This is a genomic window from Blastococcus sp. SYSU D00868, assembly GCF_054050575.1.
On record NZ_JBJGZO010000005.1, the window covers coordinates 61,246 to 86,320 of the forward strand.

Genomic DNA, 25,075 nt, shown 5'->3' on the forward strand with positions numbered 1-25,075 from the left:
CGTCCCCGAGCGACTCCGCACTCAGGCGACCGGCTGCGCCTCGGTGAGCCAGCCGGCCAGCTCCTCCATGTAGGCGGCCTGGGCGACGTAGTCCGGCCCGATGTACTTCCACGGGTACAGCTGGCCGGCCTGCACGGCGGGCAGCAGCGCGGCGGTGGGCTGGGCCGCGATCTCCTCCGGGCTCATGCTGAAGCGCAGCGAGTAGAGGATCACGTCGCTCGGGTACTCCGGCACGCTCTCCCAGCCGACGGCGTTCCAGAAGTACTCGTCGCCGCCCGGGTCCACGAAGTCCACGCCGAGGTCCTGGTACATCCGCAGCTGCGGGTCGTCGGGGGCCTTGCCCATGTACCAGCCGTCGCTCTCGGTGGCGTAGACCGGCAGCACGGTGATGCCGCCGGCCGCCGCCTCGCGCAGCGCCTCCGACGCCGCCTCGAAGTCCGCGCGGGCCTGCGCCACCGCGCCGCCCCGGGTGTCCACGCCCAGGGCCTCGGCGAGCTCGACCACGCGCTCGATGACGTCGGCGCCGGAGCCGGTGTAGGCGACCTGGATGATCGGGGCGATCTCGGCCACCTGCTCCTGCTGGGCGGCGTCGGTGAAGCCGTAGGCGACGGCGCCCTCGGGGATGTCGCCCGAGGAGTCCTCGGGGTAGACGGTCGTGACGATGACGTCGGGGTCGGCCGCGGCCAGCGCCTCCACGTCGATCTCGCCGTAGCTGGACCCGACGACGACGACGTCGTCCAGGTCCCGGCCGTCGAAGGCGACGTCGTCCTGGGGGGAGGTCTGCCCGAACGTGGCCACCGGCGCGATGCCGTAGTTCCACAGCGAGGCGGCCAGGTCGGTCAGCCCGGCGACGCGGGTCGGCGTCTCGTCCAGCTCCACGGTCGCGCCCACGTCGTCGGTGAAGGACCAGGCGGCATCGCCGGGGCCGGAGCCGGAGCCGGAGCCGCCGGAGTCGTCGTCGCTGCCGCAGGCGGCGGCCGCGGTCAGCGTGACCAGCGCGATCGCCGCACCGAGCGCGCGGCGGGGGGTGGGGGACACGGTCTCTCCTCGTCGTCCGTCGGCGGGGTTCCCTTGGAAGGCGGGAGCAGGTTAGCCTCACCTAAGCAGCCGTCCGCAAGGGGTCGGCGCCGAGGGATCGGGGACCGTCCGTGACCACCACCGAGGCCGTCGCCACGGAGCAGCCGCAGGTCAGCGCCGAGGTCGCCGCCCCGGTCGAGGCGCCGGGGTGGCGCTTCTTCGACACCGTGGTGACCGGGACGCGCCGGCTCGGCCCGAGCACCGTCCGGCTGACCCTGGGCGCCCCCGACCTGGCCGGCTTCGGCGCCGCGGGCGACGACCAGCGGATCAAGTTCGTGCTGCCGCAGCGCCCCGGCACCGACGTCATGGAGCTGCTCGTCCCCGGGCCCGACTGGTACACCGCCTACTGCGCGCTGCCCGACGACGTCCGCCCGCACCTGCGCACGTACACGATCCGGGCGGCCCGCCCCGAGCGGGCCGAGCTGGACGTCGACGTCGTCCTGCACGGCGTGGACGACGGCCACGCCGGCCCGGCCGCCACCTGGGCCGCCGCGGCCGCCCCGGGCGACCGCCTGGTGCTGCTCGGCCCCGACCGCCCCGGCCGCGGCCGGATGTGGGGCGTGGAGTGGGCGCCCCCGGCGACCGCGCGCACGCTCGTGCTGGCCGCCGACGAGACCGCGGTGCCCGCGGTCGGCGCGATCCTGGAGGGCCTGGCCGCCGACGGCGCCGTCCCCGGCCGCCGCGTCGTCGCCCTGCTCGAGGTGCCCGGGCCCGGCGACGAGCAGGCGCTGGACGTGCCCGGGGGCGTCACGGTGCGCTGGCTGCCGCGCGGGGGCCGCCCGCGGGGCGAGCTGCTGGTGCCGGCGGTGCAGGCCGCGATGCGCGAGCTCGGCATCGCCCGGCCGGAGGCCCACCAGGACGTCGAGGACGTCGACGTGGACGCCGAGCCGCTGTGGGAGGTGCCGGAGGTCGACCCGACCGCCGGCTGCTACGCCTGGCTGGCGGGGGAGGCCGGCGTGGTCAAGCAGCTGCGCCGGCACCTGGTCTCCGACCTGGGCGTGCCGCGCAACGCGGTGGCGTTCATGGGCTACTGGCGGGTCGGCGTCGCCGGCTGACGCCACGCGCTCGGATCAGCTCCCCTGATCGTGCAGCGTCCTCCCTCACCGCACACCGTGAGGGAGGACGCTCGATGATCAGGTGAGCTGATCGTGGCCGCGCGTCAGCGGAGGCGGCGGACCGGCACGACCATCGGGGTGCCGGCGACCGGGTCGGGCACGATCCGCGCGTCGAGCTCGAACACCTCGCTCATCAGTTGCTCGGTGAGCACCTCCGCGGGCGTCCCGGAGGAGACCAGCACGCCGTCGCGCATCGCGACCAGCCGCTGCGCGTAGCGGGCGGCCAGGTTGAGGTCGTGCAGGACGACGACGACGGTCCGGCCCCGCTCGGCGTGCAGCCGGGCCACCAGCTCGAGCACGTCGATCTGGTGGGCGAGGTCGAGGTAGGTGGTCGGCTCGTCGAGCAGCAGCAGGTCGGTGCCCTGGGCCAGCGCCATCGAGATCCAGGCCCGCTGCCGCTGGCCGCCCGACAGCGCCTCCACCGGCCGGTCGGCCAGCTCGCTCATGTCGGTCCAGGCCAGCGCCTCGGCCACGGCCTCCTCGTCGTCCCGGGACCACTGGCGCAGCCAGCTCTGGTGCGGGTGCCGGCCGCGGGCGACCAGGTCGGCGACGGTCAGCCCGTCCGGGGCGACCGGCGTCTGCGGCAGCAGCCCCAGCACCTTGGCGACCTCACGGGTCGAGGTCTTCGTGATCGCCCGCCCGTCGAGCACCACCTGCCCGGCCGTCGGGCGCAGCAGCCGGCCCAGCGCCTTGAGCAGCGTGGACTTGCCGCAGCCGTTCGGGCCGACGATCGCGGTGAACGAGCCGTCGGTGAGGGCCAGGTCGACGTCGTGGACGACGACCCGCTCGTCGTAGGCCAGCCGCACCGCCTCGGCGGCGAGCCGGACCGGTCCGTCCGGGCCGGGGGTCGCCGCGGCGGCGCTCGTCCCCGGCGCGAGGTGCGTGGTCACAGCGTCGATCGCCGCCTTCCGCGGAGCAGGAGCCAGATCAGGTACGGGGCGCCGACGATCGCGGTCAGGATCCCGACCGGGAGGGCGGCGGGCAGCACCGTGCGGGTCAGCAGGTCGGCGGTGACGACCAGCAGCGCGCCGACCAGGCCGGAGGCCAGCAGCGGCGGCCGGGAGCCCACGGTCAGCCGGACGGCGATCTGCGGGACGACGAGCGCGACGAAGGCGATCGGGCCGGCCGCGGCCACCGCGGTGGCAGTCAGCGCGACCGCGAGCAGCACCACCCCGCCCTGGGCCAGCGAGAGCCGCACCCCGAGCCCGCGCACCGTCTCGTCGCCGAACTGCAGCACCCCGAGCGCCCGCGACGCGGCCAGGGCCAGCGGGACCAGCACGAGCAGCGACAGCGCCAGCGGGACGGCGTGGTCCCAGGTGCGGGCGTTGAGCGAGCCGGTGATCCACACGTAGGCCGCCGACGCGTCGTGGATCTCGGCGCGGGTGAGCAGGTACTCGACGGTCGCGCTGCCCAGCGACCAGAGCGCGATGCCGACCAGGACCAGCCGGAAGCCCTCGATCCCGGCCCGCCAGGCCAGCACGAACAGCAGCAGGCCGGCGACCAGCGCCCCGAGCAGCGCCGACAGCGGGATGCCGAGGCCGCCGAGCAGGTCGCCGGTCGCCGTCGTGTCGCTGAGCACGATCGCCGCCACCGCGCCGACCGACGCGCCCTGGGTGATGCCCAGGACGTCGGGGGAGGCGAGCGGGTTGCGGGCGAAGGTCTGGAACAGCGCGCCGGCCAGCCCGAGGGCGAGCCCGACCAGCACGCCGACGACGATCCGCGGCGCCCGCAGCTCCAGGACGATGAACTCCGAGCTGCCCTCGCCCAGCCCGACGAGGGTGCGCAGCACCTCGGTCACCGGGATCGGGAAGTCCCCGCGGCCCAGGCTGACCGCGCTCACCAGCACCAGCGCGACCGCCGCGGTCAGGGGGACGACCAGCTGCCGCCAGCGGATCCGGGCGGACGCCGGGCCGATCCGCACCACCGTCGTCCCGCGGCGGGCCGGGACGTCCGCGGGACGCTGCTGGACGGCGGTCACGGCCCGGCCAGCCGGCGGCGGCGGATCAGGGCGATGAAGAACGGCGCGCCGACGAACGCCAGCACGATGCCGACCTGCACCTCCCCGGGGCGGGCGAGCACCCGGCCGAGGACGTCGGCGCCCAGCAGCAGCACCGCGCCGAGCAGCGCCGCGCCAGGCACCAGCCAGCGGTGCCGCGGCCCGGTGAGGGCCCGGACGACGTGCGGCACGACCAGCCCGACGAAGGCGATGGGCCCGCAGGCGGCGGTGGCCGCGCCGCACAGCAGCGTCACCCCGGCCAGCCCGACGAGCCGGGCCAGCCACACCCGCTGGCCCAGGCCGCGCGCGACGTCCTCACCCAGTCCCAGCAGGTCCAGGGCGGGCGCGTTGAGCAGCGCCAGCACCAGCCCGACGACGATGAAGGGCGCGACCTGGGCGGCGACGTCGGCGTCCCGGCCGGCCAGCGACCCCACCACCCAGAACCGGTAGCCGTCGAGCGTCTCCTGGTCGCTGACCAGGACGGCCTGCACCATCGCGTACAGCAGGGCCGTGACGGCGGCGCCGGCGAGCGCCAGGGTCACCGGGGTCGCGCCGCCGCGGCCCGCCGAGCCGAGCGCGAAGACGACGACGCTGCCGGCCAGGGCGCCGCCGAAGGCGAACCAGACGTAGCCCGACGGCGTGCCGACACCGAGCAGCCAGATGGACAGGACGACGGCGAACGACGCCCCGGCGGTGACCCCGAGCAGGCCCGGGTCGCCCAGCGGGTTGCGGGTGTGGCCCTGGGTCAGCGCGCCGGCCGCGCCGAGGGCCAGCCCCACCAGGAGCCCGAGCAGGGTCCGCGGCACCCGCAGCTCGCGGACGACGACCGCCTCCTCGGTGCCCAGGCCCGGGGTGGTCAGCGCCTCCCAGACCGTCCCGAGGGGGATCGACCGCGAGCCGACGGCGACGCTCAGTGCGGCGGCGACTCCCAGCAGCGCCAGCAGGACCAGCAGCGTGGCCGCCCGCCCGCCGGTGCCCCGCAGCAGCCCGCGGCGCGAGTCGGCGACCGCCGCGGCCGCGGGGGCGGGGGCGTCGGGCGCCGCGGCGTCGGTCACGGCGCTCACGGCGGCTCCCGGACGGACGGCGGAGGGGGACGGACTGCAGGGAATCGAGTAGGTGAGGCTCACCTTACTGGCGGATCGGGCGACGCGGCACCCCGCCGTCACCGGCCGCCGGCGGCGGATACGCTCGCCCGCGCCGCGGCCGCCCCCGGTCGACGGATCCGCGGCGGAGAGGCGGTGGGCGTGACGACCCGGCCCGGCCTGGCGCTCGACGACGTGTCGCGGGCGATCATCGAGCAGCTGCAGCAGGACGGCCGCCGCTCCTACGCGCGGATCGCCGCCGCGGTCGGGCTGAGCGAGGCCGCCGTCCGGCAGCGGGTGCAGCGGCTGCTGGACACCGGCGTCGTGCAGATCGTCGGCGTCACCGACCCCATGCAGGTCGGCTTCCCCCGGCAGGCGATGGTCGGCGTGCGCGCCCGCGGGGACGCCCGGAGGGTCGCCGACGCGCTGGCCGCCTTCGACGAGGTCGACTACGTGGTGGTCACCGCCGGCTCGTTCGACGTCCTGGTCGAGGTGGTCTGCGAGGACGACGACCGGCTGCTGGAGACGGTCAGCCGGATCCGCGGGGTGGAGAACGTGGAGACCACGGAGACGTTCGTCTACCTGGGGCTGCGCAAGCAGACCTACACCTGGGGCACCCGGCGCCCCCAGGCCTGAGCGGAGTCGCTCGAGCGCCGGAACCGCGCTCGAGCGACTCCGCTCACGACTCGATGTTCGCCATGACGTGCTTGACGCGGGTGTAGTCCTCGAGGCCGTAGAGCGACAGGTCCTTGCCGTAGCCGGAGTGCTTGAAGCCCCCGTGCGGCATCTCCGCGACCAGCGGGATGTGCGCGTTGATCCACACGCAGCCGAAGTCCAGCCGCTTGCTCATCCGCATCGCCCGGCCGAAGTCGCGGGTCCACACGCTGGAGGCCAGCCCCAGCTCGACGCCGTTGGCCCAGCGCACCGCCTCGTCCTCGTCGGTGAACCGCTGCACGGTGATCACCGGGCCGAAGACCTCGCGCTGCACCATCTCGTCGTCCTGGCGCAGTCCGGCCACGACGGTCGGCTCGACGAAGAAGCCGTGGTCGCCCTGCCGGTGCCCGCCGACGGTGACCTCGGCGTGGTCCGGCGCCCGGTCGAGGAAGCCGGTCACCCGGGCGAGCTGGTCGGCGTTGTTCACCGGCGGGACCAGCGCGTCCTCGTCCCCGGCGCCGTTGGCGTACGTGGTGGCGGTGTTGCGGGCCTGCTCGGTGAGGGCGGCGACGAAGTCGTCGTGGATGCCCGGGCCGGCCAGCACGCGGGAGGCGGCGGTGCAGTCCTGCCCGGCGTTGAAGTAGCCGGCGACGGCGATCGCCTCGGCCGCGGCCTCGAGGTCGGCGTCGTCGAAGACCACGACCGGCGCCTTGCCGCCGAGCTCCAGGTGCACCCGCTTGACGTCGCGGGCGGCGGCGCCGGCGACCTCCATGCCGGCCCGCACCGAGCCGGTGATGGCCACCAGCTGGGGGATCGGGTGCTCGACCAGCGCCCGGCCGGTGTCCCGGTCGCCGCACACGACGTTGAGCACGCCGGGCGGCAGCACCTCGGCGGCCAGCTCGGCCAGCCGCACGGTGGTGACCGGCGTGGTGTCCGAGGGCTTGAGGACGACGGTGTTGCCCGCGGCCAGCGCCGGCGCGATCTTCCAGACCGCCATCATCATCGGGTAGTTCCACGGGGTCACCTGGCCGACGACGCCGATCGGCTCGCGGCGCACCCACGAGGTGTGCCCGGCCATGTACTCGGTGGCCGCCTTGCCCTCGAGCGTGCGCGCGGCGCCGGCGAAGAAGCGGATCTGGTCGACCATCGGCGGGATCTCCTCGCTCGCGGTCAGCCCGATCGGCTTGCCGGTGTTGCGGCTCTCCAGGGCGACGAGCTCCTCGGCGTGCTCCTCGACCAGGTCGGCCAGCCGCAGCAGCGCCCGCTGGCGCTCGGACGGCGTGGTGTCCCGCCACGTCTCGAAGGCCTCGGCGGCCACCCGGTAGGCGCGGTCGACGTCCTCGGGACCGGACAGCGGCGCGCTGGCGAACACCTCCCCGGTGGACGGGTCGACCAGGTCGGTGCGCCGCCCCTCCGCGGTGTCGGCGGGCTTGCCGCCGACGACGTTGCGCAGCTCGGTCTTCTCGCTCACGCCGTGCTCCCTCCGGCTCGGTCCTCGGCCTGGTGTCCGGCCCGGTGTTCGGCCTCCACCTCGGCGAGCAGCTCCGACCCCGCGACGACCCGCTCGGCGAAGTGCCGGTGCATCCAGGTCAGGTGCTCGTGCCGACTGCGCATGATCCGCAGGGTGTCCCAGTTGGGGAAGACCTGCTGGAGCACGTGCTGCTCCATCAGCCGCGGGTCGACCTCGTAGACGTGCTCGAACGTCGTCCGCGCGACCTCGCTGGCGGGCCCGGCCGGCGGCGGGGTGTGCTGCTCGGCGAACCGGTAGGGCGCGGCGGACCGGGGGCCCTCGGGGTTCGGCGGCGGCGTGGGCGGGGGGTCCTCAGTGGGCACGGCCGTCTCCCTCCTCGTAGGCGCGGTCGAGCAGGTACTTGCCGGGGTTCATCACGTTGTTCGGGTCCAGCGCCCGCTTGACCTGCAGCATCACGTCGAAGCCGCGGCCGAGCTCCTCGGGCACCAGGTCCACCTCGCCCTCGCGGCAGGAGCCGTGGCAGGCGCTGATCGAGCCCCCGACGGCGATCGCCGCGGCCGCGATGTCCTTCTTGGCCTGCACCCACGCCGACCAGGCGGCGTCGTCCAGGCGCTGCTCCCAGATGCCGACGTCGATCTCGGTGAGGTAGTCGACGCCGGTGTCGGCCGAGGTGTAGGCGAACATCCCCCAGTCGTCGAACACGTCGGTGCGCCGCCGCAGGTCGGCCACGACGTCGTGCCAGGCCCTGGTCACCGCCGGCACCTTGGAGTACGGGATCGCGGCGTCCTCGCAGTGCCAGGACATCGGCACGACCTGGCCGGCCTTGGTCCGCCCGTGCAGCGGGGTGGCGTAGCGGTCGTGCCGGGCCGCCCAGTCGCCCTCGGAGATCTCGTCGCCCAGGTAGCGGGCGCCGTGCTCCCGGGCGATGCGGAACAGCCGGCGGCCGCCGGCGCGCACCTCGTCCTCGTAGCCGTAGAGCACCGCGCAGACCAGCGCCCGCACGTCGGCCGGCTGCGGGATGTAGGCCTCGTCGTCGCGCCGCAGGTAGGCGACCTTGTACTCGTCGAACAGCACCGCGCCGGCGAAGGTGGCCACGCCGGCGCGGGCCAGCGCGCCGGTGAACCGGTAGGCGGCGTCGTAGTCGTCGAAGGCCCAGAACGGCGACAGCTCGGCCTCCGGCTTCGGGTACAGCTTCAGCGTCGCCCGGGTGGCGATGCCGAGGGTGCCCTGGTGGCCCATGAACAGGTGCTTGAGCTGGTAGCCGCTGGAGGACTTGCTCACCTTGCCGCCGATGCCGTCGCCGACGTGGACGACCTCGCCGGTGGGCAGCACGTGGTCGAAGCTGAGCACCAGGTCGCGGGTGTGCCCGTACCGGGAGCCGATCAGCGACCAGCCGCTGGTGCCGATCCGCCCGCCGACCAGCGAGCACGGGTAGGACGCCGGGTCGTCGGGGTAGATCAGCCCGTGCGCGGCCAGCCGCTCGTTGAGCTTGAGCATGTTGATCCCGGTGCCGACGGTGACCGTCCGGTTCTCCAGGTCCAGCTCGTGCACCTGGTTCATCCGCTTGACGTCGACGACGATGCCGCGGCGCAGCGGCACCGCGCCGTCGGTGAGGCCGGTCCCGCCGTCCCGCGGCACGACGGGCACCCGCAGGTCGTTGGCGATCCGCACCACCGCGGCCACCTGCTCGGTGGAGGTGGGCAGGACGACGACGTCGGGCACCCGCTCCGACCAGCGGTGCACCGGGAACGGCGCGGGCACCCGGGCCCGGTTCCAGCGGTCGGGCTTGCCGGTGAGCACCTGGTCCTCGGCCAGCACGCCGCGCAGCGCGGTGAGCAGCAGGTCCAGCCGCTCGCCCTCCAGCGGCGGGGTGTCCAGCCGGCCGGGCAGGGTGGCGGTCATCAGTGGCCCCCCATGCCGCAGCCGCAGGCGCCGTCGCCGTCGCAGTGCCCCCGGGTGCGGCGGGCCCGGCCGGGGGTGCCGCCGCGCTCGGTCGCCAGCCGCCGGTCCCCGACCTCCCCGCGGGAGCCGCCGACGTCGATGCCGAGGGACTGCGCGAGCAGCTCGTGCAGGTCGACGACGTCGATGTCCTGCGCGTCGCCGGCCTCCGACAGCGGCCGCTCGGACCACGGGCAGGCGCTGACCAGGGTGTCGACGTCCAGCCGGGCGGCGTGCTCCATGCGGTGGGCGCTGATCCGCGCGGTGAGCTCGGGCTTCTCGATCGGCAGGCCGCCGCCGCCCCCGGAGCAGTAGGACCACTGGGTGACCCGGTCGACGTCGGTGAACCGCAGGCCGGGGATGGCGCGCAGCAGCTCCCGCGGCTCGGCCCAGATGCCCTTGCGCTTGTTGAGCCGGCACGGGTCGTGGTAGGTCACGGCCCGGTCGATCGGCACGGTCGGGGTCAGCCGCCCCTCGCGGACCAGCCCGGCGAGGACGTCGAGCACCAGCACGACCTCGATGTCGAACTCCGCCCCGAAGTAGCGGGGGTAGTCCTCGGTGAAGCTGATGTAGTCGTGCGGGTCGAGCACCAGCACCCGCCGGGTGCCGCTGGCCCGCCAGTCGTCGAGGTTGTGCCGGGCGAACCGCTCCGCCTGCTCGGTGTAGCCCATCTCGGCCGCCGGCCCGCCGCAGCACCACTGCTCGCGCATCAGCCCGAACTCGTAGCCGGCCATCTGCAGCATCTGGGCGACCGCGCGCGGCACCGACGTGCGGTAGAACGCGGCCTCGCAGTCGACGAACAGCACCGTCTCCCCGCCGACCGGCAGGTCCAGCCCGGCCGCCCAGTCGCGCACGGTGTCCTGCCCGACCGGGGTCTCGCCGAGGACGGGCTCGTGGGTGCGCAGGTCGGTGCGCTCATTCCACACCCGCCAGTTCGGCTGGTGCACGCCGCTGTCGACGGCCAGCGCCCGCACCGCCTTGACGACGTCGACCGTGCGGGTGCGGAACCGGTAGAAGTCGCCGGTGAACAGGGTGTTCGGGCAGCGCAGCTCGCAGGCGCCGCACTGGGTGCAGTTGACGTAGTCGGCGGCGACGTCGGCGATGTCGAGGTCGCCGCGCTCCATGGCGACGACGTTGGCGTGGAAGGCCGTCGGCGTCCACGACTCGTTGCGCTCCACCTGGGTCACCGGGCAGACCTCGCGGCAGAACTTGTGGCCGGAGGAGAAGCAGTTGTAGGCGGCGTTGCGCCACTCCTCGACGAACTCCCGGGTGCGTGGGTCGGCCGGCGGTTCGGGGAGGGGGGCGGCGAGCGTCTCGGGGAAGCCGATCAGCTCCGGGGGGTTGGCCGGGACGCCGGGGGTGAAGGGCGCGGCGAGCGCGTCGGGGGCGTCGCTGCCGGGCCGGGGCTGCGGGACCTTCTCGGGCTGCACCTGGGTCACGGGTGTGCTCCTCGTCACAGCGGGGCAGGTGTGGTCACGCTAGTGGCGCAAACCTATGGGTTCAATGGTCAAGGGCCGGAGCAGACTGGGCCCGACCGGGAGGGGGCGCGGTGCAGCTGCTCAGCGGGGACGCGCGGCGGGCGGTGTTCGCCCCGCTGGACGACGGCGCACCGCGCAGCGAGGCCGTCGTCCGCCGAGTGGGCAGCGCCATCGCGCTCGGGCTGCTCGGGGACGGCGAGCAGCTGCCCGCGGAGGCCGACCTCGCGCCGCTGCTCAACGTCTCGACGGTGACCCTGCGCGACGCGCTGGCCGAGCTGCGCGGGCTGGGGCTGGTCGAGACCCGGCGGGGCCGCGGCGGGGGCAGCTTCGTGCGGGCCCGCGACGACGTCCTCGCCGAGCTGGCCGGCGCCCGGCTGGCCCGGCTGGGCACCGCCGACGTCCGCGACCTGGGCGACGTGCACGCCGCCGTGGCGGCGGCCGCGGCGCGGCTGGCCGCCGGGCGCGCCTCGCCGCGGGAGATCGCCCGGCTGCGCGAGGTCGTCGACCGGCTGGCCGGCGAGGCCTCGACCACCGGTCAGCGGCGGGCCGACGGGCGGTACTACGTGGAGATGGCGGCCTGCGCCCAGTCGGTGCGGCTGACCATGCAGGAGATGGAGCTGCACCTGGAGCTGGGGCAGCTGCCGTGGCCGCCCGCGGACGCGCCGCAGCTGCTGGCCGACATCGTCGCCGGGCACCGCGCGGTCGTCGACGCCGTCGAGGCGCGCGACGCCGCCCGTGCCCGCGAGCTCACCGAGCGGGCGGTGGACCGGCGCACCCGCTGGGCCGTGGACCTGCACCTGGCCCGGCTGCGCGGCGCCGCCCCGCCCGAGGCCGAGGCCGGGACCGGACCCGAGGCAGGTCCCCGGCCGGTGCCGGCGGCGCGGTGACCGTGCTGCCGGGGGAGGGCGCGGCGGTCGCCGCCGTCGTCGCCGGCGCGGTCGAGCGGGTCTTCGCCGCGGTGGCCGCGCTCGACCCGCCGGCCCGGGTCGTCCTCGGCGTGGCCCCCGGCCGGGCCGACGACGGCGGGGCGGCGCTGGAGCAGCGGGCGCGGGCGCTGCTGGCCGAGCCGGGGACGCCGGCGGCCGGGCTGGGCCTGGTGGCGGCCCCGCGCGCCGACCGCGGCCTGCGGCTGCTGTGGTGGCAGGACGACGGGGCGCACGACCGGCCCGCCGCGCTGCACCCCGACCTGCGCCCGGGCAGCGCCGGCTTCTACGACTACCCGGCCGCGGACTGGTTCGCCGTCCCGCGGGCCACCGGGGCCCGGCACGTGGTCGGCCCCTACGTCGACGTGCACGGCACCGGCCGCTACCTGCTGACGCTGACCGCGCCGGTGGTCGCCGGCGGGCGCTTCCTCGGGGTCGTCGGGGCGGACGTGCCGGTGAGCCGGTTCGAGGCCCACGTGCTCGGCGTCCTCGGCACCGCCGGCGGGTCCTTCGCCGTCGTCGGCGCCGACGGGCGGGTGGTGCTGTCCACCTCCGCGCGGTGGCTGGTCGGCGCCCTCGCCCCGGACCTGCCCGCCGCCGAGGGGGCGCCCCTGCCGGGGCTGCCGTGGCGGCTGCACCTGCTCGACCGGCCACCCCGCCCCTGAGACGCGGGTGCGGGGCCCTTGCCCGCAGACCTGTGGCTCTATAGGTTTCGCCGCACCGTGTGACCCGTGCCACAGGCCGGGCCGGTCGGCCCGGTCCCCGCGCTCCTCGACCTGCGAGGTGATCCCGGTGACCCGCTCCGCCGTTCCACCCGTGCCTCCGGAGCGCTCCGGCTCGGAGGACGAGACGCAGCTGGCCGCCCTCGGCTACCGCGGCGAGTTCGACCGGGGCATGGGCCTGTGGGCGAACATGGCGCTCGGCTTCACCTACCTGTCGCCGCTGGTCGGCGTGTACTCGCTGTGGGCCTACAGCCTGAGCATCGGCGGCCCGCCGGCGATCTGGTGGATCGTCATCGTCGGCGCCGGCCAGCTGCTGGTGGCGCTGGTGTTCGGCGAGGTCGTCTCCCAGTACCCGCTGGCCGGCGGCATCTACCCGTGGACCCGGCGGCTGTGGAACCGGCGCTACGCGTGGCTGGTCTCCTGGGTCTACATCTGGGCGGTCATCGTCACGATCACCGCGGTGGCGGAGTTCGGCGGCGGGTTCGTCGCCGCGCTGTTCGACGTCACGGCGACACCCGGCGTCGTGCTGCTCACCGCGGTCGGGCTCCTCGTCGTCGCCTTCGCCCTCAACCTCGGCGGCACCCGGGTGCTGGCGCGGGCGGCGAAGATCGGCCTGGCCGCCGAGCTGGTCGGCGTCATCGTCCTGGGGCTGTACCTGCTGCTGTTCCAGCGCGAGCAGCCGTTCTCGGTCTTCTTCGACTCGATGGGCGCCGGCGGGGACGACGCCTACCTCGTCACCTTCCTCGCCGCCGCGCTGTCCGGGCTGTTCCTCTTCTACGGCTTCGAGGCCTGCGGCGACGTCGCCGAGGAGGTCTCCGACCCGACCCGGCGGATCCCGCGGGCCATGATCCTGACGATCCTCGTCGGCGGCGTGTCCGGCCTGCTCTCCTACGCCGGCTACGTGCTCGCCGCGCCGGACCTGCCGGCCATCGTGGCCGGCGAGGACCCCGACCCCATCCCGGCCATCCTCGAGGACTCCCTCGGCACCGCGGGCTCAAAGGTCTTCCTCGTCGTCGCCGTCACCGCGTTCGTCTCCTGCGTGCTCTCGCTGCAGGCGGCCGGCAGCCGGCTGCTCTACGCCTTCGGCCGCGACCGGATGCTGCCGGGCAGCCGGTGGCTGGCGACGGTGTCCGAGCGGCACTCGGTCCCGGCGAACGCGCTCGTCGTGGTCAGCGTCGTGCCGATGGTCATCTGCCTGTACGTCTACTGGCAGCCGGACTCCCTCGCCCGGGTCACCGCCTTCGCCGTCTGCGGCATCTACGTCGCGTTCCAGTCGGTCGTGCTCGCCGCGCTGCGCCAGCGGCTGATGGGCTGGCGCCCCGCCGGGCGCTGGAACCTGGGCCGGGCCGGCCTCGCCGTCAACGTGCTGGCCCTGGCCTACGGCCTGTTCGCCATCGTCCTGCTCGTCAAGCCCGCGCCGGGCACCGAGACGTTCCTCGACCGGTGGATCGTCGCGATCGGCCTGGCGATCGTGGCCCTCGCCGGCCTCCTCTACCTGCTCGTCGCACGGCCGGACGCCCGGTCCGACGGCATCCCCGAGGGCGACGCGCGCGAGGTCGCCGCCCGCCTCCAGCAGATCCGCCGCAGCCAGCCCCCCGTCCCCAGTGAGGAGATCCGATGAGGTTCAGCTACGCGATGCTGCCCGACTACCCGCTCGAGGAGTCGCTGCGGGCGATCGAGGTGGCCGACGAGCTCGGCTTCCACGCCGTCTACGCGGCCGACGAGACCTGGCACAAGGACCTGTGGCTGCTGTTCGCCGCCGCGGCGGCGCGGACCAGCCGCATCCGGATGGGGCCCAGCGTGTCGTCGGTGACGCTGCGCGAGCCGACGCTCATCGCGCAGGCCGCCGCCACACTCGACGAGCTCACGGGCGGCCGGGCCGAGGTGGTGCTCTCCAGCGGCAACTTCGGGCTGCTCGCCGAGTACAAGATCGACTGGAAGGACACCAAGCCGCTGTCCCGGGTGATCGAGGGCGTGCAGGTCGTCCGCACCCTGCTGGACGACGGCGCGATCACCTTCGACGGCGAGTTCTTCCGCTACGACGGGCTGTTCACCTTCGCCCGGCCGGTGCAGGAGCGGGTGCCGGTGAAGATGGGCGCCATGCGCGGGCCGCGGTCGTTCGAGGCCGCCGCCGAGCACTCCGACGGCTGCCACCACGCGCTCAGCTACACCCGCGAGGCCTACGAGTACGCCGCCGAGCACCTGCGGGTCGGCGCGGAGCGGGCCGGCAAGGACTGGACGACGCTGGACTTCGGCGCCTGGGTGGTCGTCTCCGTGGGCCGGGACTCGGCCGCGGCCAAGGACGCCGCCCGCAGCATGGTCGGCATCTACGCCTCCTCCATGCCGGCCGAGCAGCTCGAGCGCAACGGCGTCGACCCGGCCAGCCTGCAGCCGATCATCGACGCCATCGCCGGCGGCGACCTCGCCCGCGGCGTCGAGCTGACCACGCCGGAGATCACCGAGAAGCTGTCCTTCGCCGGGACCCCGGACGAGGTGACGGCCAAGATCAAGGAGATCCAGCCGACCGGAGTCAACCACCTCATCGCCGCGATCACCGACGCCTCGATGGTCAAGGCGTTCACCGGGCGCGAGCTGCCCGGGGTGGCCACGGTGGAGGAGCAGCTGCGGCTGATCCACGACGAGGTCATGCCCGCGTTCGGCTGATGGAGGACCCCCCTGCCCCCCACCGCTCGCGAGCCCGCAGCGGGCCCCTGCAGGGGGGCCACACCCGAGGAGGTTCCCGATGACCGACGTGCTGGCCCGCGCGCAGGACCCGGTGCAGGAGCGCCGCCTCGTCACCGAGGTGCCCGGGCCGCGCTCGCGGGAGCTGGCGGCCCGGCGCGCCGCGGCGGTGACCGCCGCGGTGTCGTCGGTGCTGCCGGTGTTCGTCGAGCGCGCCGGCGGCGGCGTGCTCGTCGACGTCGACGGCAACTCGCTCATCGACCTCGGCTCCGGGATCGCCGTGGTGAGCGTGGGCAACGCGGCGCCGCGGGTGGTCGCGGCGGTGCAGGAGCAGGTGGCCGCGTTCACCCACACCTGCTTCATGGTCACGCCGTACGAGGGCTACGTCGCGGTCTGCGAGGAGCTGGCCGCGCTGACGCCGGGCGACTCCGCGAAGCGGTCGGCGCTGTTCAACTCCGGCGCCGAGGCGGTCGAGAACGCCGTCAAGGTGGCCCGGATGGCGACCGGGCGCTCCGCCGTCGTCGTGTTCGACCACGCCTACCACGGCCGCACCAACCTCACGATGGCGCTGACGGCCAAGGCCATGCCCTACAAGTACGGCATGGGGCCGTTCGCGCCCGAGGTGTACCGGGTGCCGATGTCCTACCCCTTCCGCGACCCGGCGGGCATGACCGGAGCCGAGGCCGCGGCCCGGGCGCTGCGCGCGGTGGAGACGCAGATCGGCGGCGCGAACGTGGCCGCGGTGCTGGTCGAGCCGATCCAGGGGGAGGGCGGCTTCGTCGTCCCGGCGCCGGGGTTCCTGCCGGCCGTGGCCGAGTGGTGCCGCGCGTCGGGGGCGCTGCTGGTCGCCGACGAGGTCCAGACGGGCTTCTGCCGCACCGGCGACTGGTTCGCCTGCGGGCACGAGGGCGTCGTCCCGGACCTGGTCACGCTGGCCAAGGGCATCGCCGGCGGGCTGCCGCTGGCCGCGGTCACCGGGCGGGCGGAGGTGATGGACGCCGTCCACCCCGGCGGGCTCGGCGGCACGTACGGCGGCAACCCGCTGGCGTGCGCGGCGGCGCTGGCCGCGTTCGAGACCATGCGCGCGCAGGACCTCGCGGGCGCGGCGCGGGCCATCGAGGCGGCGATGCTGCCCCGGCTGCGGGCGCTGCAGGAGCGGCACCCGGCCGTCGGGGACGTGCGCGGGCGCGGGGCGATGCTCGCGGTCGAGCTGGTCCGCCCCGGCACGCTGGAGCCGGACCCCGCCCTGACCGGCCGGCTCGCGCGGGCCTGCCACGCCCGCGGGGTCGTCGTCCTCACCGCCGGCACGTACGGCAACGTGCTGCGGTTCCTGCCGCCGCTGGTGATCGGGGCCGACCTGCTCGCCGAGGCGCTCGACGTGCTCGACGAGGCGTTCGCCGCCGAGTGCTGAGCCGGGTCAGCCGCCCTCGCGGATCGCCCACGGGCTGCCGTAGGCGGTCAGCAGCTCCAGGAAGGGGACGGCGTCGAAGGCCTCGGGCCCGAGCACGCCGGCGCCCCGCCACACCCCCGTGGCGAGCAGCTCCAGCGCGACGACCGGGTTCACGGCGGTCTGCCAGACGACGGCCTGCGCGCCGTACTCCGCCATCGACCAGGCGTTGTCGACCAGGTGGTACAGGTAGACCCGGCGCGGCCGGCCGTCGGTCCCGGTGCCGGTGACCAGCAGCCCGGCACAGGTGCGCCCCTCCATGAACTCGCCGAGCGTCGCGGGGTCGGGCAGCGCGGCGGCGACGACGTCGCGGGGGGAGACCTCGACGTCGCCCACGCGGACCGGCTCCGTGGAGTCCAGCCCGGTCTCGTGCAGCGTCTTCAGCACCTCGATGAAGTGGCTGCCCAGGCCGTACTTGAACGTCACCCGCCGGGCGTCGACCCAGCGGGGCATGAGGAGCACCTCCTCGTGCTCCACGTTCACGCACTCGACCGGGCCGATGCCGCCGGGGAAGTCGAAGACCTCCGGCTCGCTGAACGGCGGCGTGGTGAACCAGCCGCGGTCGCGCTCCCACACCACCGGCGGGTTGAGGCACTCCTCGATCGTGGTCCAGATGCTGAAGGACGGGGCGAAGCCGTGGCCGCGCACCGTGAGGTCCGAGCCGTCCCGGACGCCGAGCTCGTCGATCGCGGTGAACAGGTGGTCGGCGGCGTAGCGGGCGAAGACGTCGGAGAGCCCCGGCTCCACCCCCATGCCGACCAGGGCCAGCTGCCCGCGCGCCGCCCACCGGTCGGCCAGGGCGAACTGCTCGTCCCCGAGCTTGACGCCGGGCAGCTCGTGCGGCCGCTCGGGGTGGGGGCGCGACAGCGACATGGCCATGTCCAGGTAGGTCGCCCCGCCGGCCAGCGCGGCCCGGAACAGCGGCATGACGAAGCGCGGGTCGGTGGCGTTGAGCAGCACGTCGCAGCGGTGCTCGGCCAGCAGGGACGCGACGGCGCCCTCGTCCGCGGCGTCCACGCGGGCGGCGGTGAACCGGGCGTCGCCGACCGCGGCGACGGCCTTGCCCGCCCGGGCCGGGTCGTAGTCTGCGACGACGACGGCCTCGGGGAACGCGCGGCGGGCCGCGATGCCCACGATCGCGCTGCCGACGCCGCCGGCACCGACCAGCAGGATGCGCACGGGGGTCTCCCTCCGCCGGGTGAGCGGCCCACCGTAGGCGACGGCTTCCGTCGCAGTACAGGACTTCGAATGTGGAGATGGCTTGTGCACAGCGGCAACGGCTGCGATAACCGTGGCATGACGGCACTACAGGTGCTCCCGTGACCGAGGCGCGGGACCGGGCGTCGGTGTCGGCGGGCCAGGCGCAGCCCGGCCTCAAGCCCGACGCGATCGGCTTCCTCGACGCGCTCGTCATCGGCCTGGCCTCGACCTCGCCCGCCTACTCGCTGGCCGCGATCATCGGACCGGTCGTCGCCCTGGTCGGGGTGTACGCGCCCGGGGTGCTGCTGGCCTCCTTCGTGCCGATGGCGCTGATCGCCTCGGCGTTCTACTACCTGAACAGGGTCGACCAGGACTGCGGGACGACGTTCTCCTGGGTCACCCGCGCGATGGGGCCCTGGCTCGGCTGGATCGGCGGCTGGGCGATCACGATGACCGGCGTCCTGGTCGTCGGCTCGCTGGCCGACACCGCCGTCCGGTTCACCCTGCTCACCGTCGGCCTGGACTCGATCGCCGAGTCCACGGCGTGGGTGACGGTCCTGGTCGTGCTCGTCATCGTGGTGATGACGGCGATCTGCGTGATCGGCACCGAGTTGTCGGCGCGGGTGCAGAACGTGCTGATCCTCGCCCAGGTGGGCGCCCTGCTGGTGTTCGCGGTCGCGGCGCTGTGGCAGGCGCTGGCCGACGACGGGCTGGCCGGCGCCCTCACCCCGTCGCTGTCCTGGCTGGACCCGTTCGCCGAGGGCGGCGCCGCGCTGACCGGCGGGCTGCTGCTCGGCGTCTTCGCCTACTGGGGCTGGGAGTCGGCGGTCAACCTCACCGAGGAGACCGAGGACTCCGCGACCGCCCCGGGCAAGGCGGCCGTCTGGTCCACCGTCGTGCTGCTGGTGACCTACCTGGCCGTGGCGTACGCGGTGGTGGCCTTCGCGGGCACCGAGTTCCTCGCCGAGAACGAGGGCGAGGAGGAGTTCATCTTCGCGCTGCTCGGCACCGAGGTGTTGGGCGGCTGGGACTGGGTGCTGCTGCTCTCGGTGGCGACAGCGGCGCTGGCCTCCACCCAGACCACGATCATCCCGGCCTCGCGCACCGGCCTGTCGATGGCCCGGCGGGCGGCGCTGCCGCGCACCTTCGGGCACGTGCACCCGCGCTTCCGCACCCCCGACGTCTCGACCTGGTGGGTCGCCGGCATCGCGGCCGTCTGGTACGTCGTGGTCACGCTGATCAGCGAGAACGCGCTGTTCGACTCGCTGACCGCGCTGTCGCTGCTGATCGCCTTCTACTACTCGCTGACCGGGATCGCGTGCGCGGTCTTCTACCGGCGGCAGCTGCTGCGCAGCGCCAGGTCGTTCCTGCTCATCGGGCTCGGCCCGCTGGTCGGGGCGGGGCTGCTGATCTGGCTGCTGGTGGAGTCGGTGGTCGACCTGTCCGACCCGGCCAACTCGAACCTGGGCGAGTCGTGGTTCGGCCTCGGGCCGCCCCTGGTGATCGGGGTGGTCGTCATGCTCATCGGCGTGGTGATCATGCTGGTCTGGCGGTACGTCAGCCCCCGGTTCTGGGACGAGCGGCCGACGGTGGCCGAGGACGTGGAGGCCCGGTGACCGTCGTTCTGGGATATGACGAGTCGCCGGGCGCGCGCCGGGCGCTGCAGCTGGCCATCGAGGTCGCGCAGCGCTTCGACGTGCCCCTGGTGGTCGTCTACGGGGCGGCCCCGCCCGGGGTGGTGGGCGAGGAGGCGGCGGTGCACGCCGAGGCGCTGGCCGAGCTCGGCCGGGCGACGGTCGCGCACGCCGCCGCCGACGCCGAGGCCAGCGGGGTGCCGGTGGTCGTCGAGCTGCTGGACGAGAAGCCGGTGCAGGCGCTGCTCGACGCCGCGGAGCGGCACGACGCGCAGGTGATCGTCGTCGGCACCTACGGCGAGAGCCCGCTGCGCGGCGCGATCCTCGGCTCGGTCTCCTACCGGCTGCTGCACCTGTCCACCCGGCCGGTGCTCTGCGTGCCGCCGGCCGCGGGGGACTGACCGGCCCGGGGGCCTCCGGGCGCCCGGGCCGTCAGAGCTGCGACCAGGCATCGGTGAGCACCCCGCGCAGGATCTGCTCCATCTCGTCGAACTCCGCCTGCCCGCAGATCAGCGGCGGCGCGAGCTGGACGACGGGGTCGCCGCGGTCGTCGGCCCGGCAGTAGAGGCCGGCCTCGAACAGCGCGCCGGAGAGGAACCCGCGCAGCAGCCGCTCCGACTCGGCGGCGTCGAAGGTCTGCTTGGTCGCCTTGTCCTTGACCAGCTCGATCCCGTAGAAGTACCCGTCGCCGCGGACGTCGCCGACGATCGGCAGGTCCAGCAGCCGCTCCAGCGTCGCGCGGAACGCGGCCTCGTTCTCCAGCACCCGCCGGCCCAGCCCCTCCTCGGCGAGCAGGTCGAGGTTCTCCAGCGCGACCGCCGCGCTCACCGGGTGGCCGCCGAAGGTGTAGCCGTGCGCGAAGGTCGCGGTGCCCTGCAGGAAGGGCTCCATCACCCGGTCGGAGGCGATCATCGCGCCGATCGGCGAGTAGCCCGAGGTCATCCCCTTGGCGCAGGTGATCATGTCCGGCACGTAGCCGAACTTCTCGCAGGCGAAGGTCGTGCCGAGCCGGTCGAAGGCGCAGATCACCTCGTCGCTGACGAGCAGGACGTCGTGGCGGTCGCAGATCTCCCGCACCCGGTCGAAGTAGCCGGGGGGCGGCGGGAAGCAGCCGCCGGCGTTCTGCACCGGCTCGAGGAAGACGGCGGCGACGGTGTCGGGGCCCTCGAACAGGATCTGCTGCTCGATCTGGTCGGCGGTCCACCGGCCGAAGGCCTTGGGGTCGTCGCCGAACACGGGCGCCCGGTAGATGTTGGTGTTGGGCACCCGGAACGTGCCGGGGACCAGCGGCTCGAAGGGCTCCTTGAGCGCCGGCAGCCCGGTGATCGACAGCGCCCCCTGGGTGGTCCCGTGGTAGGCCAGCGCCCGGCTGATCACCTTCGTCTTGCCCGGCTTCCCGGTCAGCCGGAAGTACTGCTTGGCCGCCTTCCACGCCGTCTCCACCGCCTCGCCGCCGCCGGTGGTGAAGAAGACCCGGTTGAGGTCGCCGGGCGCCGCGGCGGCCAGCCGGTGGGAGAGCTCGACGGCCGCGGGGTGGGCGTAGGACCACACGGGGAAGAAGGCCAGCTGCTCGGCCTGCCGTGCGGCGGCCTCGGCGAGCCGGCGGCGCCCGTGCCCGGCCTGCACGACGAACAGGCCGGACAGCCCGTCGAGGTAGCCGCGCCCGCGGTCGTCGTAGATCCGCGCCCCCTCACCGCGCACGATCACCGGCGGCGGCGTCGTCGCGTAGCTGCTCATCCGGGAGAAGTGCAGCCACAGGTTGTCGGTGACGCCGGCGGGGGAGCCGGTGCCGGGGACGTCCTGCTCCGTGGTGGTCATCTGCGGATCCCGTCGTGAGGGTGCGGTCGGGGTGCGGGAATCGTAGCGACCCGGCCGCCGGGCGAGTGAGGACGACGGCGGGGCGCCCGCCCGCCGCGACCGGCGGCCGGGCGGCTGGTCCCGCCGCCGGGCGCCGGCGCTGGCGCTGGCGCCGGCGGCGGTGCGCGTCGCGGGACTCGAGGGCGGAGGGTGTCGATGGCCGGGTGGCGGCAGTGGGGCGAGCTGACGGCGGGCCAGCGGCGGCTGGTGGTGGCGGGGGTGGTGGTCGACTCGGTGGCGAAGGCCGTGGCCCTGCGCGACCTGCGCCGGCGGCCGGCCGCGCAGGTCTGCGGCCCGCGGTGGCTCTGGGGCACCGCGATCGCGCTGACCGGCTCCGCCGGCGCCGTCCCGCTGGCCTACCTCCTGCTCGGCCGGCGCGCGGCCTGACGCCCGGCGGCGGGGTCAGTCGAGGCCGCTGAGGTCGTCCGGCACGTCGACGGCGTGCTGCCGCAGCGCCTCCAGGGGCAGGACCTCCAGCGCGCGGACGTTGGTCGCCGCCAGGACGACGCCGGCCGCGGCGCCCGCCTGGTAGGCCTGCAGCCACCGGGCGGCCACCACGCACCACCGGTCGCCCGGGACCAGGCCGGGGAAGCCGTACTCCGGCCGCGGCGTGGTCAGGTCGTTGCCCAGCTCCCGCTGCAGGGCGAGGAAGTCGGCCGACACCACCGCGCAGACGGTGTGCCGGCCGAGGTCGTCGGGCCCGCTGCGGCAGCAGCCGTCCCGGTAGAAGCCGGTCATCGGCTCGGTGCCGCACGGCTCCAGCGGGCCGCCCAGCACGTTCCGCTCGTTCTCCGGTCCGCTCATGTCAGCCCTCCCCCGGTCACCGGTGCTGCCGACGGCTGCCACCGTGCCAGTCCTCCTCGCGGCCCACCTCGTCGGGAGCGACGCCGGCGGCGGCCAGCTGCGGCCGCTCGCGCAGGCTGCGCTTGAGCTCCGCGAAGCCCGGGAAGCCGGCCAGCGCGACGACGTGGTCCCACAGCGCGAGGGCGTCGTCGCCGTCCGGGACGCGGCTGATCACCGGCCCGAAGAACGCCGGCCCGTCCGGCGGGCGGAACTGCAGGATCGGCGTCCCCACGTCGCGGCCGGCCAGCCGCAGGGCCTCGTCGGTCTCGGCCTGCACGACGGCGTCCCAGCCGTCGTCGTCCAGCGCCGCGGCCAGGTGCGCCGGGAGGCCCGCGGTCGCCAGGGCCGGCCGCGCGAACGCCGCCGTCCGGCCCTCGCCGGGCGCGGGCGCCCGGTCGGGCGGCACGTCGTGGATGCGCTCGCCCAGGGCGAGGTACAGCGCGTCGACCGCCTCCGGGCCGTGCTCGTCCCGGACGCGCGCGGCCAGGCGCAGGAGGTGCAGCCCGTCGGTGTGGCCGGCCTCGTACTCGGGCGGGAACTGCGCGGCGTAGTCGACGGAGGCGTTCAGCAGCCGCAGCGAGACGAACCGCCACTCCACCCGGTACGCGCGCCGGGCGGCGACCTGCCGCACCCACCGTCCGGTCAGCCAGGCGAACGGGCAGACGGGATCGAACCAGAACCGCAGATCGGCCGCTGCCACGACCAGCAACCTAGTCCGCGCGCGCCGGACCGGCGGCGGGGCGCCCGGGGGAGCCCGCCGCCGGCCCGGTGCCGGTCAGTCCTGCTCGACGCCCACCGGGCGGCGCAGCCCGACCACGGTGCCGAGGCCCGCGACCAGGCAGAGCACCGCGATGAGCAGCCAGGAGGCGACGTCCACGCCGGTGTAGGCCAGCGCGCCGTCTCCCGAGGTGCTCGACCCGCCGGCCCCGACCGGGGTGCCGGCGTCGGCGGGCCAGGCGTGGGCGGGCCAGGCGTGGGCGGACCAGGCGTGGGCGGACCAGGCGCCGGCCGGCCCGCCCCAGTGCGCAGGGGAGGCCGCGTCGCCGGGCCGGCCGGGACCGGCCGGCCAACCCGGCTGCCCGGGGGCGGTGGGCCCGTCGGGGCCGTCCGGGGTGCCCGGGCCGGCCGGCCCCTCGCCCCCGCAGTCGCCCGAGCCGCCGCCCAGCAGGCCGATCCCGGTGCCGCAGACGGTCACCGGGACGTCGACGTCCACGCCCGGACCGGTGGGACCGCCCGGGCTGCCCGGACCGCCGGGGGTGCCGGAGCCGGGGCCGGCCGGCGCGGGCGTGCAGCCGCCCTCGCCGGTCCCGAGCAGGCCGACGCCGTTGCCGCAGACGGTGACCGGGACGTCGACGCCGACGAGCGGCCCACCGGGTCCACCCGTCCCCGGCGCAGCGGGTGCGGCCGGCGCGGGCGTGCAGCCGCCCTCGCCGGTCCCGAGCAGGCCGACGCCGTTGCCGCAGACGGTGACCGGGAGGGAGACGCCCAGCAGGCCGCCGTCCGGCCCGGCCGGCGCCGGCGCGGTGCCGGACGCCTGCGCGTCGCCGAGCACGCCCACGGCGTTGCCCGCGACGGTGACCGGGACGCTGACGTCCGCCGGGCGCGGCGCCGGCGCGGTGGCCGGCGCCTGGGTGGCGGTCGTGCCGAGCAGGCCGACGCCGTTGCCGCCGACCGTGACGGGCACCGACACCGAGACGGCGCCGAGGTCCACGCCGACGTCGGCGCGCAGGGCGGGCAGGTCGATCCCCGGTGCGGGGACCTCGCCGAGCACGGCGAGCGCGTTGTCGGTCACGGTGACCGGCACCGTGACGTCGAGGCCGTCGTCCGCGGACGCGACCCCCGTGCCGACGGCCCACAGGCCGCCGGTGAGCAGCGCGGCCTGCAGGCCGCGACGGATCCAGGTGTGCATGCGAGTACCCCTCCTGACGACTGGGTCCCCGGTCCCGGAGGCGGGACGGCGGGGCGGGACGCGACGCCGGCACGTGGGCCGGCGGCGCGGCCGTCAGTCGGGAGAGGTGGCGGGGTCCGCCGCGGCGGAGCAGGGCAGGGCGGCGGCCGGGCCGCCGGCCGGCAGCCGGAGCGGCGCCCCGGCCGGGAGCATCCGGGCCGGCAGCACGCCGGCCGGCTGGTCGGCCGGGCCGGCGCCCGGGCCGGAGGCGGTGCCGGACGCCGGGACGGCGGGCGGCACGGACGCCGGCGGCAGCGGGACCGCGGGCGCGCCGGGGGAGGCCGGCCCGGCCGGGAGGAGCGCGCGGGCCGCGGCGTCCGGTCCGGCGGCCGCGGGCGACCCGGCGACCGCCAAGGGCGCGGGCGGCGCGGTGACGGCCGCGGGCGGCGCGGTGACGGCCGCGGCCGCCGGGGCCGGCTCCGGAGCGCCGGTCACCCCGCCGCCCGGCAGGGCCGGCAGCGGCGGGACCGGCGGCTGCGGCAGCAGCCGCACCGGCGCGGCCCCGGCGACCAGCTCCACGGCGGGCCGGACGACGCCGTCCGCGACGGGGGCGGCGGGCGTGCGCGCCAGCAGGTCGAGCGCGGGGTCGGCGACCGCCCGGACGACCGGGGCGACGACCGCGGTGCGCACCGGCTCGAGGACGGGCGACACCACCTCGGTCACGGGCGGCACGGACTCGATTCCCGGCGCCACCAGGTCGGGTCCCGGCGGCAGCGCGTCGACCACCGGCTCGGCGACCCCGGTGGTCAGCCCGGTCACCGCGCCGACCGCTCCCGGGAGCAGGCCGGGGCCCTCGTCGGCCGCCGCCGTCCCCGACAGCTGGCCGGCGAGCCACAGCCCGGCGCCGAGCCCGGTGACCACGGCGGCGCGGACGGCGGCCCGGACCGCGGCACGGCGCAGCCGGGCGCCGCGCCCGTCGCCGCCGTCCACCGCGTCCATGAGCCCTCCGTAGTTCCGCTACTACGCAGGGTGAGACATGGGGCACGGCCCGCGCGAGCCGAGAGGCGT

At 75.7% G+C, this 25,075-nt stretch carries 24 protein-coding genes; 10 read left to right on the top strand and 14 right to left on the bottom strand.

What is annotated here, in order from left to right; translation table 11 throughout:
* Positions 1 to 21: 21 nt before the first annotated feature.
* A complete protein-coding gene (locus tag ACI79F_RS06155) occupies positions 22 to 1,038 on the bottom strand; it encodes an ABC transporter substrate-binding protein (RefSeq protein ID WP_456546123.1) in 1,017 nt (338 codons plus the stop codon).
* Between the two features lie 110 nt (positions 1,039 to 1,148).
* On the opposite strand from ACI79F_RS06155, the gene ACI79F_RS06160 reads away from it, so the two are divergent.
* Complete coding sequence (locus ACI79F_RS06160; RefSeq protein ID WP_456546122.1) at positions 1,149 to 2,132, top strand: siderophore-interacting protein; 984 nt, start codon at positions 1,149 to 1,151, stop codon at positions 2,130 to 2,132.
* A gap of 104 nt (positions 2,133 to 2,236) precedes the next feature.
* On the opposite strand, the gene ACI79F_RS06165 is transcribed toward ACI79F_RS06160, so the two are convergent.
* The 3 genes from ACI79F_RS06165 to ACI79F_RS06175 are packed head-to-tail and all read right to left on the bottom strand — an operon-like array spanning position 2,237 to position 5,252.
* Positions 2,237 to 3,082, bottom strand: a complete 846-nt coding sequence (locus ACI79F_RS06165) for an ABC transporter ATP-binding protein (RefSeq protein WP_456546121.1) — start codon at positions 3,080 to 3,082, stop codon at positions 2,237 to 2,239.
* Positions 3,079 to 4,170 (bottom strand): FecCD family ABC transporter permease, encoded by a 1,092-nt coding sequence (locus ACI79F_RS06170; RefSeq protein ID WP_456546120.1) that lies wholly within the window; start codon positions 4,168 to 4,170, stop codon positions 3,079 to 3,081. The genes ACI79F_RS06165 and ACI79F_RS06170 overlap by 4 nt, the downstream gene beginning before the upstream one ends.
* Entirely contained in the window at positions 4,167 to 5,252 is a 1,086-nt protein-coding gene (locus ACI79F_RS06175; protein WP_456546119.1) for a FecCD family ABC transporter permease, read from the bottom strand. Before ACI79F_RS06175 ends, ACI79F_RS06170 begins: the two co-directional genes overlap by 4 nt.
* A gap of 180 nt (positions 5,253 to 5,432) precedes the next feature.
* Between ACI79F_RS06175 and ACI79F_RS06180 the strand changes: the two genes are divergently transcribed.
* A complete protein-coding gene (locus ACI79F_RS06180) occupies positions 5,433 to 5,906 on the top strand; it encodes an Lrp/AsnC family transcriptional regulator (RefSeq protein WP_456546118.1) in 474 nt (157 codons plus the stop codon).
* A gap of 43 nt (positions 5,907 to 5,949) precedes the next feature.
* Here ACI79F_RS06180 and ACI79F_RS06185 read toward each other — a convergent pair whose 3' ends face one another.
* From ACI79F_RS06185 to ACI79F_RS06200, 4 genes are read right to left on the bottom strand one after another with little or no spacing between them, the layout of a single operon-like run.
* A complete protein-coding gene (locus ACI79F_RS06185; RefSeq protein WP_456546117.1) occupies positions 5,950 to 7,395 on the bottom strand; it encodes a gamma-aminobutyraldehyde dehydrogenase in 1,446 nt (481 codons plus the stop codon).
* A complete protein-coding gene (locus tag ACI79F_RS06190; protein ID WP_456546116.1) occupies positions 7,392 to 7,757 on the bottom strand; it encodes a hypothetical protein in 366 nt (121 codons plus the stop codon). Before ACI79F_RS06190 ends, ACI79F_RS06185 begins: the two co-directional genes overlap by 4 nt.
* Positions 7,747 to 9,297 carry an FAD-binding oxidoreductase gene (locus ACI79F_RS06195; protein WP_456546115.1) on the bottom strand — a complete coding sequence of 517 codons (1,551 nt, stop codon included), beginning with the start codon at positions 9,295 to 9,297 and terminating at the stop codon, positions 7,747 to 7,749. Before ACI79F_RS06195 ends, ACI79F_RS06190 begins: the two co-directional genes overlap by 11 nt.
* Complete coding sequence (locus ACI79F_RS06200; RefSeq protein ID WP_456546114.1) at positions 9,297 to 10,772, bottom strand: (Fe-S)-binding protein; 1,476 nt, start codon at positions 10,770 to 10,772, stop codon at positions 9,297 to 9,299. Before ACI79F_RS06200 ends, ACI79F_RS06195 begins: the two co-directional genes overlap by 1 nt.
* Before the next feature lie 110 nt (positions 10,773 to 10,882).
* On the opposite strand from ACI79F_RS06200, the gene ACI79F_RS06205 reads away from it, so the two are divergent.
* The 5 genes from ACI79F_RS06205 (at position 10,883) to gabT (ending at position 16,549) form a co-directional block, all read left to right on the top strand.
* Positions 10,883 to 11,698, top strand: a complete 816-nt coding sequence (locus ACI79F_RS06205; RefSeq protein WP_456546113.1) for a FadR/GntR family transcriptional regulator — start codon at positions 10,883 to 10,885, stop codon at positions 11,696 to 11,698.
* Positions 11,695 to 12,399: a cache domain-containing protein gene (locus ACI79F_RS06210; protein WP_456546112.1), complete on the top strand. Its 705-nt coding sequence runs from the start codon at positions 11,695 to 11,697 to the stop codon at positions 12,397 to 12,399. Before ACI79F_RS06205 ends, ACI79F_RS06210 begins: the two co-directional genes overlap by 4 nt.
* A 151-nt stretch (positions 12,400 to 12,550) precedes the next feature.
* Entirely contained in the window at positions 12,551 to 14,077 is a 1,527-nt protein-coding gene (locus tag ACI79F_RS06215; RefSeq protein ID WP_456578888.1) for an APC family permease, read from the top strand.
* Complete coding sequence (locus tag ACI79F_RS06220; protein ID WP_456546110.1) at positions 14,074 to 15,120, top strand: LLM class flavin-dependent oxidoreductase; 1,047 nt, start codon at positions 14,074 to 14,076, stop codon at positions 15,118 to 15,120. The genes ACI79F_RS06215 and ACI79F_RS06220 overlap by 4 nt, the downstream gene beginning before the upstream one ends.
* A 79-nt stretch (positions 15,121 to 15,199) precedes the next feature.
* Positions 15,200 to 16,549, top strand: a complete 1,350-nt coding sequence (gene gabT, locus ACI79F_RS06225) for a 4-aminobutyrate--2-oxoglutarate transaminase (RefSeq protein ID WP_456546109.1) — start codon at positions 15,200 to 15,202, stop codon at positions 16,547 to 16,549.
* Positions 16,550 to 16,555: 6 nt separating this feature from the next.
* Here the strand turns inward: gabT and ACI79F_RS06230 are convergent, their stop codons facing one another.
* A complete protein-coding gene (locus ACI79F_RS06230) occupies positions 16,556 to 17,764 on the bottom strand; it encodes a saccharopine dehydrogenase family protein (RefSeq protein ID WP_456546108.1) in 1,209 nt (402 codons plus the stop codon).
* A gap of 140 nt (positions 17,765 to 17,904) precedes the next feature.
* Between ACI79F_RS06230 and ACI79F_RS06235 the strand changes: the two genes are divergently transcribed.
* Complete coding sequence (locus ACI79F_RS06235; protein ID WP_456546107.1) at positions 17,905 to 19,401, top strand: APC family permease; 1,497 nt, start codon at positions 17,905 to 17,907, stop codon at positions 19,399 to 19,401.
* Complete coding sequence (locus tag ACI79F_RS06240; protein WP_456546106.1) at positions 19,398 to 19,820, top strand: universal stress protein; 423 nt, start codon at positions 19,398 to 19,400, stop codon at positions 19,818 to 19,820. The genes ACI79F_RS06235 and ACI79F_RS06240 overlap by 4 nt, the downstream gene beginning before the upstream one ends.
* Before the next feature lie 31 nt (positions 19,821 to 19,851).
* Here ACI79F_RS06240 and ACI79F_RS06245 read toward each other — a convergent pair whose 3' ends face one another.
* On the bottom strand, positions 19,852 to 21,237 hold the full coding sequence (locus ACI79F_RS06245; protein WP_456546105.1) for an aspartate aminotransferase family protein: 1,386 nt from the start codon (positions 21,235 to 21,237) through the stop codon (positions 19,852 to 19,854).
* Between the two features lie 195 nt (positions 21,238 to 21,432).
* On the opposite strand from ACI79F_RS06245, the gene ACI79F_RS06250 reads away from it, so the two are divergent.
* On the top strand, positions 21,433 to 21,663 hold the full coding sequence (locus ACI79F_RS06250; RefSeq protein ID WP_456546104.1) for a hypothetical protein: 231 nt from the start codon (positions 21,433 to 21,435) through the stop codon (positions 21,661 to 21,663).
* A gap of 15 nt (positions 21,664 to 21,678) precedes the next feature.
* On the opposite strand, the gene ACI79F_RS06255 is transcribed toward ACI79F_RS06250, so the two are convergent.
* The 4 genes from ACI79F_RS06255 to ACI79F_RS06270 all read right to left on the bottom strand — a co-directional run bounded on the left by ACI79F_RS06255 (position 21,679) and on the right by ACI79F_RS06270 (position 25,006).
* Positions 21,679 to 22,080, bottom strand: coding sequence for a DUF2237 family protein (locus ACI79F_RS06255; RefSeq protein WP_456546103.1), 402 nt, complete (start codon positions 22,078 to 22,080; stop codon positions 21,679 to 21,681).
* 16 nt (positions 22,081 to 22,096) lie between these two features.
* Positions 22,097 to 22,819 carry a mycothiol-dependent nitroreductase Rv2466c family protein gene (locus tag ACI79F_RS06260; protein WP_456546102.1) on the bottom strand — a complete coding sequence of 241 codons (723 nt, stop codon included), beginning with the start codon at positions 22,817 to 22,819 and terminating at the stop codon, positions 22,097 to 22,099.
* A 75-nt stretch (positions 22,820 to 22,894) separates the two neighbouring features.
* Positions 22,895 to 24,028, bottom strand: a complete 1,134-nt coding sequence (locus tag ACI79F_RS06265; protein ID WP_456546101.1) for a hypothetical protein — start codon at positions 24,026 to 24,028, stop codon at positions 22,895 to 22,897.
* Between the two features lie 93 nt (positions 24,029 to 24,121).
* Positions 24,122 to 25,006 (bottom strand): hypothetical protein, encoded by an 885-nt coding sequence (locus tag ACI79F_RS06270; protein ID WP_456546100.1) that lies wholly within the window; start codon positions 25,004 to 25,006, stop codon positions 24,122 to 24,124.
* Between the last annotated feature and the right edge of the window lie 69 nt (positions 25,007 to 25,075).